Origin of the sequence: Kineococcus rugosus (genome assembly GCF_050871975.1) — a bacterium.
Lineage (GTDB): Bacteria > Actinomycetota > Actinomycetes > Actinomycetales > Kineococcaceae > Kineococcus.
The window spans coordinates 45891-59918 of sequence record NZ_JBJLSJ010000022.1; the positions used below are offsets into that span (position 1 = coordinate 45891).

The 14028-nt window shown below is 74.1% G+C and carries 14 protein-coding genes; 8 read left to right on the forward strand and 6 right to left on the reverse strand.

The window, feature by feature from the left end:
• Positions 1-57 precede the first annotated feature (57 nt).
• Complete coding sequence (locus ACRYM6_RS13935) at positions 58-852, forward strand: MerR family transcriptional regulator (protein WP_432543483.1); 795 nt, start codon at positions 58-60, stop codon at positions 850-852.
• Between the two features lie 30 nt (positions 853-882).
• On the opposite strand, the gene ACRYM6_RS13940 is transcribed toward ACRYM6_RS13935, so the two are convergent.
• On the reverse strand, positions 883-1485 hold the full coding sequence (locus ACRYM6_RS13940) for a TetR/AcrR family transcriptional regulator (RefSeq protein WP_432543484.1): 603 nt from the start codon (positions 1483-1485) through the stop codon (positions 883-885).
• A gap of 114 nt (positions 1486-1599) precedes the next feature.
• Here ACRYM6_RS13940 and ACRYM6_RS13945 point away from each other — a divergent pair, with 114 nt between their 5' ends.
• The gene (locus tag ACRYM6_RS13945; protein WP_432543485.1) at positions 1600-2829 is read left to right on the forward strand and encodes an MFS transporter; all 1230 of its coding nucleotides are present in this window, start codon (positions 1600-1602) and stop codon (positions 2827-2829) included.
• Positions 2830-2850: 21 nt separating this feature from the next.
• Here ACRYM6_RS13945 and ACRYM6_RS13950 read toward each other — a convergent pair whose 3' ends face one another.
• The 4 genes from ACRYM6_RS13950 to ACRYM6_RS13965 form a co-directional block, all read right to left on the reverse strand.
• The gene (locus ACRYM6_RS13950) at positions 2851-3624 is read right to left on the reverse strand and encodes an amino acid ABC transporter ATP-binding protein (RefSeq protein WP_432543486.1); all 774 of its coding nucleotides are present in this window, start codon (positions 3622-3624) and stop codon (positions 2851-2853) included.
• Entirely contained in the window at positions 3621-4289 is a 669-nt protein-coding gene (locus tag ACRYM6_RS13955) for an amino acid ABC transporter permease (protein ID WP_432543487.1), read from the reverse strand. Before ACRYM6_RS13955 ends, ACRYM6_RS13950 begins: the two co-directional genes overlap by 4 nt.
• A gap of 28 nt (positions 4290-4317) precedes the next feature.
• Positions 4318-5124 (reverse strand): amino acid ABC transporter substrate-binding protein, encoded by an 807-nt coding sequence (locus tag ACRYM6_RS13960; protein WP_432543488.1) that lies wholly within the window; start codon positions 5122-5124, stop codon positions 4318-4320.
• Between the two features lie 122 nt (positions 5125-5246).
• Positions 5247-6242 (reverse strand): LacI family DNA-binding transcriptional regulator, encoded by a 996-nt coding sequence (locus ACRYM6_RS13965; RefSeq protein ID WP_432543489.1) that lies wholly within the window; start codon positions 6240-6242, stop codon positions 5247-5249.
• A 139-nt stretch (positions 6243-6381) separates the two neighbouring features.
• Here ACRYM6_RS13965 and ACRYM6_RS13970 point away from each other — a divergent pair, with 139 nt between their 5' ends.
• The 4 genes from ACRYM6_RS13970 to ACRYM6_RS13985 are packed head-to-tail and all read left to right on the forward strand — an operon-like array spanning position 6382 to position 11520.
• Positions 6382-8325 (forward strand): glycoside hydrolase family 127 protein, encoded by a 1944-nt coding sequence (locus ACRYM6_RS13970; protein ID WP_432543490.1) that lies wholly within the window; start codon positions 6382-6384, stop codon positions 8323-8325.
• Between the two features lie 32 nt (positions 8326-8357).
• Positions 8358-9683, forward strand: coding sequence for an ABC transporter substrate-binding protein (locus ACRYM6_RS13975; RefSeq protein WP_432543491.1), 1326 nt, complete (start codon positions 8358-8360; stop codon positions 9681-9683).
• Positions 9680-10600 carry a carbohydrate ABC transporter permease gene (locus ACRYM6_RS13980; protein ID WP_432543492.1) on the forward strand — a complete coding sequence of 307 codons (921 nt, stop codon included), beginning with the start codon at positions 9680-9682 and terminating at the stop codon, positions 10598-10600. Before ACRYM6_RS13975 ends, ACRYM6_RS13980 begins: the two co-directional genes overlap by 4 nt.
• A 2-nt stretch (positions 10601-10602) precedes the next feature.
• Positions 10603-11520 (forward strand): carbohydrate ABC transporter permease, encoded by a 918-nt coding sequence (locus ACRYM6_RS13985; protein WP_432543493.1) that lies wholly within the window; start codon positions 10603-10605, stop codon positions 11518-11520.
• Positions 11521-11546: 26 nt separating this feature from the next.
• Here the strand turns inward: ACRYM6_RS13985 and yczR are convergent, their stop codons facing one another.
• Complete coding sequence (yczR, locus tag ACRYM6_RS13990) at positions 11547-13004, reverse strand: MocR-like transcription factor YczR (protein ID WP_432543494.1); 1458 nt, start codon at positions 13002-13004, stop codon at positions 11547-11549.
• Positions 13005-13065: 61 nt separating this feature from the next.
• Between yczR and yczE the strand changes: the two genes are divergently transcribed.
• Positions 13066-13686: a membrane protein YczE gene (yczE, locus tag ACRYM6_RS13995; protein WP_432543495.1), complete on the forward strand. Its 621-nt coding sequence runs from the start codon at positions 13066-13068 to the stop codon at positions 13684-13686.
• Positions 13687-13695: 9 nt separating this feature from the next.
• Entirely contained in the window at positions 13696-13974 is a 279-nt protein-coding gene (locus tag ACRYM6_RS14000; RefSeq protein WP_432543496.1) for a YciI family protein, read from the forward strand.
• The last annotated feature ends 54 nt before the right edge of the window (positions 13975-14028 follow it).

Consider the following 14028-nt stretch of genomic DNA (forward strand, 5'->3'; position numbering starts at 1 on the left):
GGCGGTGGAGGGTCAAGCGGTGGACCCTCTCCCGGGGGGAGACCCCACACTGGCCCGGTGCTGACCATCGGGGAGTTCTCGCGGCTGACCCACCTGAGCGTGCGCACCCTGCGCCGCTACCACGAGGGTGCCCTGCTCGAGCCGGCCGTGGTGGACCGGTCGACCGGCTACCGCTACTACTCCGTCGAGCAGATCCCGACCGCCCAGGTCATCCACCGCCTCCGCGAGCTCGACGTCCCCCTGAGCGACGTGCAGCGGATCCTGCGGACCCCGGACCCGGGTGCCCGCTCGGCCCTGGTCGCCGAGCACCTCCAGCGCCTGGAGGAGCAGCTGGACCGCACCCGGGTGGCGGTCACCTCGCTGCGCCGCCTGCTGCGGCCCGACCCCGCGCCGATCGAGGTCGAGCTGCGCGCCGAGCCCGCCCGCACGGTCGCGGCGGTGGGGGCGGTGATCGGTGAGCGCGAGGTCGAGGCGTGGTTCGCCGGCGCGATGGCCGAGCTGGAGGCGGCCGTGGGCGACGGCGCGAGCGGGCCGCCGGGCGGCACCTACGACAACGCGCTGTTCGAGGAGGGCCGTGGCCGGGTGCTGGTCTACCTGCCGACCCCCAGCCCGCCCCGCACCGGGCGGGTGCGCGCCGTGACGCTGCCCGCCGCGGACCTCGCGGTGACCACCCACGTCGGCGAGCACGACGGGGTGGAGGTGACCTACGGCGAGCTCGGCACCTGGGTCGTGCAGAACGCGATGTCGGTGGCGGGAGCGGTGCGGGAGGTCTACCGCGTCGGCCCCCGGGACACGGCCGACCCGGCCGCCTGGCGCACGGAGATCGGGTGGCCGGTGTTCCGCGTGGCGTGAGGACCCGGCGGCAGCCCGGCCCGCTGCGGCTCAGGCCCCCGCCGGGGCCGGGCCGGGCCGGTCGTCGCGGGTGATGCGCGCGACGGCGAGCGCGACCTCGCCCGGGTCGCGGGCCTCGCGGTCGAGGGCGCGGCGGGTGGTCAGGCCCTCGATGAGGGCGTCGAGCGCGCGCACGGTGACGGGGTCGAAGTGGCGACCGAGGGCGGCCCGGTTGCGCCGCACCCACGCGGTGGTGATCGAGCGGTAGGCCGGTTCGCGCGCGGCGAGGGTGTGCAGCTCGTGGGACAGGACGAGTTCCCGGTCGTCGCCGAGGACGCCCTCCAGGACGATCGCGACGACCGCCCCCCGGGCGGCGTCGGGGTCGGCGGCGGCGGCCATGCGGCGTTCGAACCGGTCGCTGACGGTCGTGGCGAACCGGGTGAAGGCCTCCGCCAGGAGGTCGTCCATGCCCTCGAAGTAGTAGGTCGTCGCCCCGAGGGGGACGCCGGCCTCGGCGGCGACCTTGCGGTGGGAGGTGCCGGCGACCCCGGCGCGCGAGACGACCTCCAGGCAGGCGTCGATGATCCGGTCGCGCCGGTCGGGGTCGTTGCGGCGGCCGAGCCGCGAGCCCGGCGTGCGTCCCCCGGCGTCCACGGGGGCCGACCCTACCCACGGGTGTGTACGAGCGTCCACAGAGTGCGTAGGCTCGGGCCACCGGGTCGTGGATCCCCGCGCCCGCCCGCGCCCGTGAGAGGCAGACCCCTCGCCGTGTACTCGCTCCTGCTGGCGATCGTGTACGTCGCCTTCGTCAGCCTCGGGCTGCCGGACTCCCTCGTCGGCGCCGGCTGGCCGGTCGTGCACCGGGACCTCGACGTCCCCGTGGCCTTCGCCGGCATCGTGACCACGATCGTCGCCGGCGGCACCATCCTGTCCAGCCTGGCCTCCGAACGGCTCACGCGCCGGTTCGGCGCCGGGCTCGTCACCGCCGTCAGCGTCGGACTGACCGCGGCCGCCCTCGTGGGTTTCTCCGCCTCCGGCTCGTTCTGGGTGCTGTGCCTGTGGGCCGTCCCCTACGGCCTGGGCGCCGGTGCGGTCGACGCGGCCCTGAACAACTACGTCGCGCTGCACTACGCCGCGCGGCACATGAACTGGCTGCACAGCTTCTGGGGCCTGGGCGCCTCGATCAGCCCGTTCATCATGAGCCACGCGATCACCTCCGGCCGGGGCTGGCCCAGCGCCTACCTGAGCATCGGGCTCGCCCAGGCCGTGCTCGCCGTCGTGCTGGTCGCCAGCCTGCCGCTGTGGGGGAGGGTCAACCCGGTCCCGCCGGCCGCGCCCGCCGACGGCGGGGAACCCGGTGCCGGGCCGTCGGGGGCGCCCACCCACGTCCCGCTCACCCGCGCGCTGCGCATCCCCGGGGTCGTCCCGGTCCTCGTCGCCTTCGCCGCGTACTGCGCGCTGGAGAGCACCTCGATCCTGTGGGCCTCGACGTACCTGGTCGTCGACCGCGGGGTCGCCCCCTCCACGGCGGCCGCGTTCGCCTCGCTGTTCCTGCTGGGCATCACCGCCGGCCGCTTCCTGACCGGTTTCCTCGCCGACCGGGCCGGGGACCGGCAGCTCATCCGCGGGGGTTTCGCGGTGGTCGCCCTCGGGGTCGTCCTGCTCGTGCTGCCCGTGGGGACCGACGTGCTCGTCCTCGCCGGGCTCGTCGTCGCCGGGCTCGGGTGCGCGCCGATCTACCCGGCGATCATCCACTCCACCCCGGTCAACTTCGGCCGCGGCAACTCCCACGCCGTCATCGGCGTCCAGATGGCCGCCGCCTACACCGGCTCCACCCTCGCGCCGCCCACCTTCGGCCTCGTCTCGACCTGGGCGGGGATGTGGACCCTCCCGCTGTTCCTCGCCGCGCTCGTCGCCCTGGGCCTGCTCATGTCCGAGCGCCTCAACCGGGTCGTCGCGCGGCGGACCCGGGCCGGGCAGCTCGCCGGACGGGCCTGAACCACGCCGCCTCGACGGCTCTCAGATCGGGTCGACGAGCCGGTGCAGGAACCGGCGGGTCCGCTCCTCGCGGGGGTCCTCCAGCACCGCCGCCGGGGGACCCTGCTCGACGATGACGCCGCCGTCGAGGAACAGCACCTGGTCGGCGACCCGGGAGGCGAACCGCATCTCGTGGGTCACCACCACCATCGTCCAGCCCTCGGCCGCGAGGTCCTTCATGACGGCCAGGACCTCCCCGACCAGCTCGGGGTCCAGCGCCGACGTCGGCTCGTCGAACAGGACGACCTGCGGCCGGACGGCCAGCGCCCGGGCGATCCCCACGCGCTGCTGCTGCCCGCCGGACAGCTGGTGCGGGTGCTGGTCGGCCTTCTCGGCCAGCCCCACCCGCTCCAGCAGGGCCAGACCCTCGGCGCGGGCCTGCTCGCGCGGCCGTCCCTGCACCACGACCGGGCCCTCGATCACGTTCTGCAGGACCGACAGGTGCGGGAAGAGGTTGTGGGACTGGAAGACCATGCCGCTCTGCGCCCGCAGCCGGGTCGCCGCGCGCTGCAGCGCCCGGCCGCGCAGCGCGGGGGAGAACTCGACGCTCACGTCGCCGATGCGGACGGACCCGGCGTCGGGGACCTCCAGGGCGTTCAGCGACCGCAGCACCGTCGTCTTGCCCGACCCCGAGGGGCCGATGAGGACGGTCACCGAGCCCGCCGCGGCGCGGACGTCGACACCGCGCAGGACGTGGTGGTCGCCGAAGGACTTGTGCAGCCCGCGGACCTCGACCAGGGGTTCCACCGCGCTCACCTCGCCACGAACCTGTTCAGCCGCGTCTCCACGCGGGTCTGGCCGAAGGACAGCACGAGGCAGACGATCCAGTAGTAGACCGCGGCGACGCTGTAGAGCGCGAAGAACTCGTAGGTGGGGGCGGCGATCTCCTGCGCCTTGCGCAGCAGTTCGACGCCCTGGATGTTCGCCACCAGCGAGGTGTCCTTGACCAGGGAGATGAGGGTGTTCGACAGCGGCGGCACCGCGACCCGGGTCGCCTGCGGCAGCACGATCCGCCGCATGGTCGTCGGGTAGCTCATGCCGATGGTCAGCGCGGCCTCGGTCTGCCCCTTGGGGACCGAGAGGATCGCGGCGCGGATGACCTCCGAGGCGTAGCCGCCGACGTTGAGGCTGAGGGCGACGATCGCGCTGGGGAAGGGGTCGATCACCACCCCGAACTCGGGCAGGGCGTAGTAGATGATGAACAGCTGCAGCAGCAGCGGCGTCCCGCGGATGACCGAGACGTAGAACCGGGCGACCGCCGACAGGACGCCGATGCTGGACAGCCGCATGAGCGCGACGAGGAGCGCGAGCACGAGACCGGCCGCGAAGCTGATCGCCGTGAGCGGGATGGTCCCCCGGACCAGGCCGCTCGCCAGCGGCAGCAGGGAGTCCCGCACCAGGTCCCACGTGCTCTGGTCCACCGCGCCGCCCTCCTCGTCCCGCCCGGCCTCAGCCGGCGGCCGGCCCCGAGACGTCCTGGCCGAACCACTTCTGCGAGATCTCCGCCAGCGTCCCGTCGGCGCGCAGCGCGTCGAGGGCGTCGCTGACCTGCTGGGCGGTCTCGGCCTCGTCCTTGCGGAACACGAAGCCCTGCTCGGTCCGGTCGTCGGTCTCGGCGGCGATCTTCACGCCGGTGTCGCCGGAGGTCTTGAGGTAGTCCAGGACCGCGAGCTGGTCGTTGACCGTGACGTCGACGCGGCCCTGCTTGAGCAGCGTCATGGCCTGGGTCAGGCCCTCGACGGCCTCGACCTTGGCGCCCGCCTCGGTGGCGGTCTTCGCCCAGTTGCTCGTCGTGGACTGCGCGGAGGTCTTGCCGGCGATGCCGGCCAGCGAGGTCACCGAGGTGTCGTCGGCGCGGGTCACCACGACGCCGGTGGAGACGGTGTAGGGGCTGGAGAAGACGTACTTGGCCTCGCGCTCGGGGGTGATCGAGACCTGGTTGGCGATGCCGTCGTAGCGCTTGGCCTCCATGCCCGCGAACAGGGAGTCCCAGTTGTTCTCGGAGAACTCCACGTCGCGGCCCAGCTGCTCCCCGACGGCCTTCGCGACGTCGATGTCGTAGCCGACGAGCTCGTTGGTCTTCTCGTCGTGGTAGCTGAAGGGGGCGTAGGTGCCCTCGGTGCCGAAGGTCAGCGCCTCCTGCGAGGACCCGGCGGAGTCGCCGCTGCCGGTGGTGTCGTCGCCACCGCCGCCGCAGGCGGCGAGGAGGCCGGTGAGGGCGAGGGCGCTGAGGGTGCCGAGGGTCCTGCGACGCATGGGTGGGGTGTCCTCCTGTGGGTGGGCGCCCACCGTGGGCGCCCGTCCGTGCAGCGACAACCTAGGGGCTCCGCATTCCCGGCGCCCCCCGGTCGGGCGCGGGGGGAGCGGCCGGGCGGCGCTCAGGCGGGGACGGTGGACTGCCGGACGACGAGGCGGGTGGGCATCGTCGTGGTGCCGGGGGAGGGGGACCCGGCCACGGCGCGCAGCAGCAGCTCCCCGGCGCGCCGGCCCAGCGCCTCCAGCCCCAGGTTGACCGTGGTCAGCGGCGGGCGGGAGGCCAGGGCGATGACGTCCCAGTCGTCGAAGCCGACGACGGCCACGTCCTCGGGGACCCGGCGCCCGGCGTCGCGCAGGCCGTCGCAGACGCCGCGGGCGATCTGGTCGCTGCCGCAGGTGACGCCGTCGAGGTCGGGGTGGCGGCGCAGCAGCAGGTCGGCGGCGAGCCGGCCCCAGCGCTCGCTCCAGTCCCCGTGCAGCGCCGGGCCCACGAGCGCGTCCCCGGTCGTGGTCTCCACGGCGGCGCGGCGCACCTGGGCGGCGTGGTGGTCCTCGGGCCCGGTGACGTGCGCGATCCGGCGGCGGCCGAGGTCGAGCAGGTGCGTGGCGGCGGCCGCCGCACCGCCGGCCTGGTCGACGGTCAGGGAGGTGTCGCGGGGGTCCTGGGAGGGGGTGAAGGCGTAGACGACCGGGACGCTCGCCGCCAGCGGCGGCCGGGGGTCGGTGCGGCGGCCGGTGACGATGATGGCGTCGACCCGGCGGGCCTGCAGGGTCCGCAGGTAGTGCTGCTCGCGCAGCGGGTCGTCGCGGCTGTCGCACAGCAGGACGCTCATCTCCCCGGCGCCGAGGGCGTTCTCGGCGCCCAGCATCACCGGGATGGAGAACCGGCCGAAGCTGTCGGTCGTGATGAGCCCGACGGTGTAGCTGCGCCCGGAGGACAGGCCGCGCCCGAGGGGGTCGGGGGTGAACCCGAGCTGCTCGGCGGCGCGGCGGACCCGCTCGCGCGTCTCGGCGCGCAGCTGGCCGGTGCCGTTGAGGGCCTTGGAGGCCGTGCCGGGCGACACGCCGGCCAACGCGGCGACGTCGACGATCCGCACCGGAACGAGGCTTTCCGTCATCTGCAACTCCTGACTGCCTGGATCGCAGCACGGTACCGCGCTCTTGACGGCGGCGGGGCGGACTCCTACGGTCGACGCAGAAAACGTGTTCCGTCCGTTCCGGGCACGGCTTCCCGCAGACGACTCGATGGAGAGCTCCATGACCAGCACCACCGCTGGACCCGCCACCCCCACCGCGCCCGCCGCCCCCACGCCCACCGCGGCCGTCACGCTGCGCCCCGTCCCGCTGGGGGCCTCGCGCACCACCTCGGGGTTCTGGTTCGACCGCATGCAGGCCAACCGGCGCCAGGCCCTCCGCACCGGCCACGAGAAGCTGGAGAGCGCCGGGAACCTGCGCAACCTGCGGATCGCCGCCGGGGTCGAGGACGGCGAGGCCAAGGGCCCGATCTTCATGGACTCCGACGTCTACAAGTGGCTGGAGGCCGCCGGCTGGGAGCACGGCCGCGAACCCGACGAGGAGATCCTCGGCTGGATCCGCGAGATCACCGACGTCGTCGCCGCCGCCCAGGCCCCCGACGGCTACCTCGACTCCGTGCAGCAGGTCCGGGGGCGGGGCGCCCGCTACGTCGACCTGCCCTGGAGCCACGAGCACTACTGCGCCGGGCACCTGTTCCAGGCCGCCGTCGCCGTCCACCGCGGCACCGGCGAGACCGGCCTGCTCGACGTCGCCGTCAAGCTCGCCGACCACCTCGTCGCCACCTTCGGCCCCGGCAAGGTCGAGGAGGTCGACGGGCACCCCGTCGTCGAGATGGGCCTGGTGGAGCTGTACCGCGAGACCGGCACCCGGGCCTACCTCGACCTGGCCCGCTGGTTCGTCGACGCCCGCGGCACCGGCATCATCGAGCGCCTGCACGGCAAGGAACCCACCTACTTCTCCGACCGCGTCCCCGTGCGCGAGCAGACCTCGCCCGAGGGGCACGCCGTCCGCGCCGTCTACCTCACCGCCGGGGCCGCCGACGTCGCCGCCGAGACCGGCGACACCGGCCTGCTCGACGCCCTGGCCCGCCAGTGGGAGGGCATGCTCGCCTCCAAGACCTACGTCACCGGCGGCATCGGCTCGCGCTGGGACTTCGAGCAGTTCGGCGACCACTACGAGCTCGGGCCCGACCGCGCCTACGCCGAGACCTGCGCCGCCATCGGCAGCGTGCAGTGGACGTGGCGGATGCTGCTGGCCACCGGCGAGGCCCGCTACGCCGACCTCGTCGAGCGCACCCTCTACAACGCCTTCCTGCCCGGGGTGTCACTGGCCGGGACGGAGTACTTCTACGTCAACGCCCTCCAGCTGCGCCACGGCGCGCACCCCGAGGAGGAGCGCAGCGTCGCCCACGGCCGCCGCCCCTGGTTCGACTGCGCCTGCTGCCCGCCGAACATCATGCGGACCCTGTCCAGCCTCGACGCCCTCGTCGCGACCAGCTCCGAGCGGGACGGGGTCGCGGGGGTGCAGGTCCACCAGTTCACCACCGGCACGATCGAGGCCGCCGGGGCCGCGCTGTCGGTGACCACCGACTACCCGTGGGACGGGACCGTCCGCGTCGAGGTCACCGCCACCCCCGGGGAGTTCGAGCTCGCGCTGCGCGTCCCCGGCTGGGCGCAGGGCGCCACCGCCACCGTCGGCGGCGAGGCCGTCGAGGTGACCGCGGGGGAGTACCTGCGGGTCCGGCGCGCCTTCGCCGTCGGCGACGTCGTGGAGCTCGTCCTGCCCATGACCGTCCGCGTCGTCGAGGCCGACCCGCGCGTCGACGCCGCCCGCGGCTGCGTCGTCGTCGAGCGCGGCCCGCTGGTCTACGCCGTCGAGCAGGCCGACCTGCCCGCCGACCTGCCCGCCGACGACGTGCGGGTCCGCGTCGCCGAGCTGCGCGGCGCGACCGCCGAGCACCGCCCCGACCTCCTCGAAGGGGTCACCGTGCTCCAGCTGCCCGTGCACGCGGCGCTCGCCGCCGCCACCGGCCCGCTGTACCGCCCGGCCGGGGACGAGCCCGCGCCGCAGGCCGCGGAGGAGACCCGGCACGTGCCGGCGATCCCGTACTACGCGTGGGCGAACCGCGACCTGGGCGCCATGCGCGTCTGGTTGCCGCGGGCCTGACGGAACCGACCGACGACCCTGGAGGAGTGGCGATGGAGCTCCACCGCAGGAGAGTGCTGGGCCTGGGCGGGCTCGCGGCCCTCGGCGCCGCGCTGACCCCGGCGCTGGCCGGCTGCGCGTCCCAGCTGCCCGAACCGGACGTCACGGCGGCCGGTTTCGGGCAGGACGCGACCGGGACCGTCCGGTTGTGGTGCCGGGCGGCGACCGTCGTCGCCGTCCGGCAGGTCGTGGACGCCTTCAACGCCTCCCAGGACGAGGTGACCGTCGAGGTCACCCCCGTCCTGGACGGGCAGTACGTCACCAAGCTCGCCACGGCCATCCGCGGCGGGAACGTCCCGGACGTGGTGGACATCGACGACATCAACTCGATGCTGTTCATCTACCGCGACTCCTTCACCGACCTCACCCCGCTGGTCGAGCAGCTCGGCTTCGCCGACCGGCTCAACCCCGGCCAGCTGGGGCTGGCGACCCGCGACGGGCGGACCTACGGCGTCCCCTACATCGCGGACAACTCGGCGCTGTTCTACAACACCGAGCTGTTCGAGCGGGCCGGGCTGGACCCCGTCGAGCACACGCAGGACCTCGACGGGCTGCTCGAGGCGGCCCGCGCCATCAGCGGCCTCGGCGACGACGTGCACGGCTGGACCATCGAGGGGAACGCCGCCGGCATCCTCGGGTTCGTCGTCCAGCCCCACGTGTGGGCCGCCGACGCCCCGAACATCGTCGGGGAGGTGGGCGAGCAGCGCGGGTCGATGGCCGACAACGACGCCGTCCGGCGCACCTTCGGCTTCTACCGGACGATGTGGGACGAGGAGCTCTTGCCGCAGGCCAACTTCTCCGGCGACGGGGCCCGCTGGGGGGCGGACTTCCGCGACGGCACCGTGGGGATGTTCCCGGCGAACTTCTCCCTCGCCGTCCTGAACGCCTCCGAGGAGATGCGGGCCAAGACGGGGGTCGTGCTGCTGCCCGGCCCCGACGGCGGCCGGGCCACCTTCGCCGGCGGGGACAACCTCTGCATCCCGCGCGGCGCCGCCAACGCCTCGGCCGCCTGGAAGTTCGTGAAGTTCGCCCTCGACCTGCCGCAGCAGACGAACCTGCCCGCCGGCGGGTACATCCCCGTCCGCTCCGACGCCGCCACCCCCGAGTACCGCGAGGAGTTCCCGCTCGCGGTGGCCCCCCTCGACGGCATCGACGGGGCCTACGCGCCGGTGACGCTGGCCTACAACCTGCTGTTCAACCAGCAGGACTCGCCCTGGATCGCCGCGTTCCGCCGCGCCGTCTTCGACGGCGACCTCGACGGGGCGCTGGAGCAGGGCCAGAAGGACTTCGACCGCATCCTGGAACAGGCGCAGCTGTGACGACACTGACGAGAACGGGCTCCTCACCCGCACTGGACCACCGTCCGAAGTCCCTCACCCACCCGGCCCGCACGGGGTTCCTGCTGACCCTGCCCGCGCTGGCGTTCGTCGTGGTGTTCGTCCTGGTGCCGCTGGTCTTCGCGGTCTACATGTCCCTGACGAACTGGCCGCTCATCGGGTCCTACGAGTTCATCGGGTTCGGCAACTACGCCGCCGTCGCGAGCGACCCGGTGTTCTGGAAGTCCGTCGGCTACACGGTGCTCTACACCGCGATCGTGACGCTGCCGATCCTCGCGCTCGGGTACGTGCTGGCCGTCGTCGTCCGCAGCAACCGGCGGTTCTCCACGGCGTTCCGGACGATCTTCTTCCTGCCGTACGTCATCGGCCTGACGACGCTGAGCTTCCTCGTGGTGCTGGAGGCCCAGCCGGGCTCGGGGGCGGTGAACATCGTGCTGGAGGCCCTCGGCGTCACCGACGGCACGACCGCCTGGCTGGCCGACGGGACGCTGGCCACGGCCCTCATCTGCGTGATGATCGTGTGGGCGGTCTCCGGCCTGACCATGGTGCTGCTCATGGGCGGCATGCAGGGCATCCCGCGCGACGTCTACGAGTCCGCCGAGATGGACGGGGCGAGCTGGTGGCAGCGCGAGCGCAGCATCACGATCCCCATGCTCCGCCGGACCATCGCCATGAGCCTGGTGATCTCGGTCATCGGCTCGCTGCTGGCCTTCACCCAGTTCTACGTCCTCACCCGCGGCGGTCCCGGCACCGACACCCAGACCGTCGTCATGTACGTGTACCAGCGCGGTTTCGTCCAGCTCCAGCTCGGCGCGGCCTCGGCGCTGTCGATCGTCCTGGTGCTGGTCATCGGCCTGGTGACCGCCGCCCAGTTCCGGCTGCTGCGCGAGAAGGAGTGACCATGGCCACGATGACCGAACCCGCGACCGCCCCCGCCGGCCAGGTGCGGGTGAACCGGCGCAGCGAGGCGAACGGGCGCGCGGAGAGCCGCACCAAGCTCACCCTGTACTGGCTGGGCGGGACGCTGGCCGCCCTGGTGTTCCTGGTGCCGCTCGTGTGGTCGGTGCTGCGCTCCTTCCAGACCAACGACGCGATCGTCGCCACCACGCCGGACCTGCCGGACCTGCTCGCGCTGACGGGGGAGAACTTCCGCTCCCTGTTCACCGGCGACGCCGACATCGTCCGCGCCGTCGGGAACAGCCTCGTCGTGGCGGTCAGCACGGCGGTGCTCACCGCCGTCCTGGCCACCCTCGCCGGGTACGGGTTCGGGCGGTTCCGCTTCCGGGGCCGCAACGTCCTGTTCGGCCTGGTGGTGGTGACGATGATGGTGCCGTTCCAGGCGATCATCACCCCGCTCTACCTGCAGATGAACGCGATGGGCCTGACCGACTCCCGGCTCGGGCTGGTGCTGTTCTACTCGACGGTGAACCTGCCGTTCGGGGTGTTCGTCATGCGCAACGCCTTCGAGTCGATCCCCTCCGAGATCGAGGACTCCGCCCGCGTCGACGGCGCCGGGACGATGCGGGCGCTGGTGTCGGTGCTGCGGCCGATGCTCGTCCCCGGCATGGCGACCAGTGCGCTGTACGCGTTCCTGGCCAGCTGGACGGAGTTCCTCGGGGCGCTGACGTTCCTCACCGACGACCGCAAGTACACGCTGCCGCTGTCGCTGGTGAACCTGCAGTCGGGCGCGTACGGGGCGGTGAACTTCGGGTACCTCGTCGCGGGGGCCGTCGTCGCGATGGTCCCGTGCGTGATCCTGTACGTCGCGCTCCAGCGGTTCTACGTGGCGGGCCTGGCCTCCGGGGCGGTCAAGGGCTGATCCCGGCCTCCCGTCGCGGGGGGACCTCAGACGAGGACCTCGAAGGATCGGGGGAGCGGGGCGCCGGCGCCGGCGTCCTGCCAGGCGCGGGCCAGCAGGTGCACGGCGGACCGCAGCGCGGGGGCGTCGGCGCCGAACGGGATCCGCAGGTGCCGCTCGAACGCGCCGTCGACCCCGAACCGCGGGCCGGCGGTCAGCAGCACCCCGTACCGGCGGGCGGCGACCGCGAGCGCCGAGCTGAGGGCGGCGGGCAGCTGCACCCACAGCGCGAGTCCCCCGTCGACGCGGGGGACGTCCCACTCCGGGACGGTGGCCGCGAGCTCGGCGGCGAGGGCGTCGTGCCGCCGCCGCAGCTCGGCGCGGCGGCCGGGCAGGACGTCGTCGAGACGGGGCAGGCAGCGGGCGACGACGAGCTGCTCCAGGACGGGGGTGCCCAGTTCCCAGGGGGCGCGGTGGGCGGCGAGGTGGCGGACGGTGCGGGCGTCGGCGCGCACCCAGCCGATGCGCAGCCCGCCCCAGAGGGTCTTGGCGACCGACCCGACGTGCAGGACGTCACCGGGGAAGGGGGGCGGCACGTCGCCGTGGAAACCGAGCTCGTTGGTGGTCTCGTCGACGACGAGGCGGGTGCCGTGCCGGCGGGCCAGTTCCACGACGCGGCGGCGCAGCGCCGCCGGCATGACGGCTCCGGTGGGGTTCTGGAACCCGGGCATGAGGTAGGCCAGCGAGGGGCGGGTGCGGGTGAAGGCGTCGTCGAGGACGGTCTCGTCCCAGCCGCCGGGGTCGCCGGCGGTGGCGGCGGTGACGGGGACGGCGACGGGGCGGCCGCCGGCGGCGCGGGCGGCGTCGAGGGCGTGCGGGTAGCCGGGGGACTCCACCAGGACGCGGTCGCCGGGGCGCAGGGTGGCCCGGCACAGCAGGCCCACGGCGTGCTGGGCGCCGAGGGTGACGAGGACCTCCTCGGCGGTGGTGGGCAGGCCGCGGGCGGTGTAGCGGTCGGCCACGGCCTGGCGCAGCGCGGGGACGCCGAGCAGTTCGTAGCCGTCGCCGGGCAGGTGGGCGCGCAGGTCGGCGGCGGCGGCCTCGACGGCGTCGGCGACGACGGGGGCGGCGGGCAGCACGGCGCGGGTGAGGTCGACGACGGCGGGGGCGGCGGTGGGGTCGGCGGTGGGGCCGGTGGTGGGGGTGGTGCGGTGCGGGGGGGCGGCCGCGGGGCCGGTGGGGGGCAGGGTCAGGACGCTGCCCGACCCGCGCACGCTGTGCAGGTGGTGCTGCTCGCGCAGCCGGGCGTAGGCGGCGGCGACGGTGGTGCGGCTGACGGACAGGGCAGCGGCCAGCTCGCGCTCGGCGGGCAGGCGGGTCCCGGAGGGGATGCGGCCGTCGAGCAGGAGCAGCGCGATCCGGTCGGCGAGGGCCCGCAGCGCGGGGCCGTCGCCGCGCCACTCGCCGAGGAGGTGCCGCAGGGCGGACGCGGAGAGGGTGGACACCAGTCCACCGTACCCGGATTGGCGCTGTCGGAGGTGGGTTGGACTGCGGTCCAATCCGAGGGTGAGAAGTCCACTGCCCGCTGCTCGTCTCGTCCGGCTCCTCGTCGGGCTCGTCCTCTACGGCGTCGCGGAGGGGTTCATGGTCGCCGCGCACGTGGGGGTGGGGCCGTGGTCGGTCCTGGCGACGGGCCTGGCGCGCCAGACCGGGGTGGGCATCGGGTGGCTGACCAACCTCATCGGCATCGTCGTCCTGCTGCTGTGGATCCCGTTGCGGCAGAAGCCCGGGGTGGGCACGGTCCTCAACGTGCTGATCGTCGGCACGGTCATCGAGGCGACCGTGGACCTGCTGCCGGCCCCGGAGCTGCTGCTGGTGCGCGTCCCGCTGTTCGCGGCGGGGATGGTGCTGCTGGCGGTGGCCAGCGGGATCTACCTGGGCGCGGCGCTGGGGCCGGGTCCGCGCGACGGGCTGATGACCGGGCTGCACGCGCGGACCGGCCGGCCGCTGTGGCTGTGCCGCACGGTCGTGGAGGTGTCGGTGCTCGTGCTCGGGTGGCTGCTCGGGGGGAACGTCGGGGTGGGCACGGTGGTGTTCGCGTTCGGGATCGGCCCGCTGGTCGGGTGGGTGCTGCCGCGGCTGACCGTGGTCCGGCGCGCGCCGCTGGCCGTCGCGACGGCCCGGTAGCGTCCCGGCATGCCGTTCTTCGCCGCGACCTACGCCTACACCCCCGACACCGCCGCCCGGGACGCGGTGCGTCCCGTGCACCGCGAGTACCTGGCGTCCCTGCCGGAGCTGGTGCTGTCCGGCCCGACCGACGACGACGGGGCGCTGCTGCTGTTCGAGGCGGCCGACGCGGGGACCGTGGAGGCGCTGCTGGACGCCGACCCGTTCGTGCTCGACGGGCGGGTGGTCGCGCAGCGCCGGGTCGTCGGGTGGAACCCGGTGCTGGGGCGCTTGTCGTCCTCGTTGTGATTGCCTCGCGCGGAGCACTTGCGTACTTGGAAAGTACTCCGGTAGACATGGGGC

Bases quoted from the DNA above. Each gene is read 5' to 3' on its own strand.
- ACRYM6_RS13960 (WP_432543488.1), bottom strand. From the start codon at position 5,124: ATGCGTCGCAGGACCCTCGGCACCCTCAGCGCCCTCGCCCTCACCGGC.
- ACRYM6_RS13975 (WP_432543491.1), top strand. From the start codon at position 8,358: ATGGAGCTCCACCGCAGGAGAGTGCTGGGCCTGGGCGGGCTCGCGGCC.
- ACRYM6_RS14000 (WP_432543496.1), top strand. From the start codon at position 13,696: ATGCCGTTCTTCGCCGCGACCTACGCCTACACCCCCGACACCGCCGCC.
- ACRYM6_RS13985 (WP_432543493.1), top strand. From the start codon at position 10,603: ATGGCCACGATGACCGAACCCGCGACCGCCCCCGCCGGCCAGGTGCGG.
- ACRYM6_RS13970 (WP_432543490.1), top strand. From the start codon at position 6,382: ATGACCAGCACCACCGCTGGACCCGCCACCCCCACCGCGCCCGCCGCC.
- ACRYM6_RS13965 (WP_432543489.1), bottom strand. From the start codon at position 6,242: ATGACGGAAAGCCTCGTTCCGGTGCGGATCGTCGACGTCGCCGCGTTG.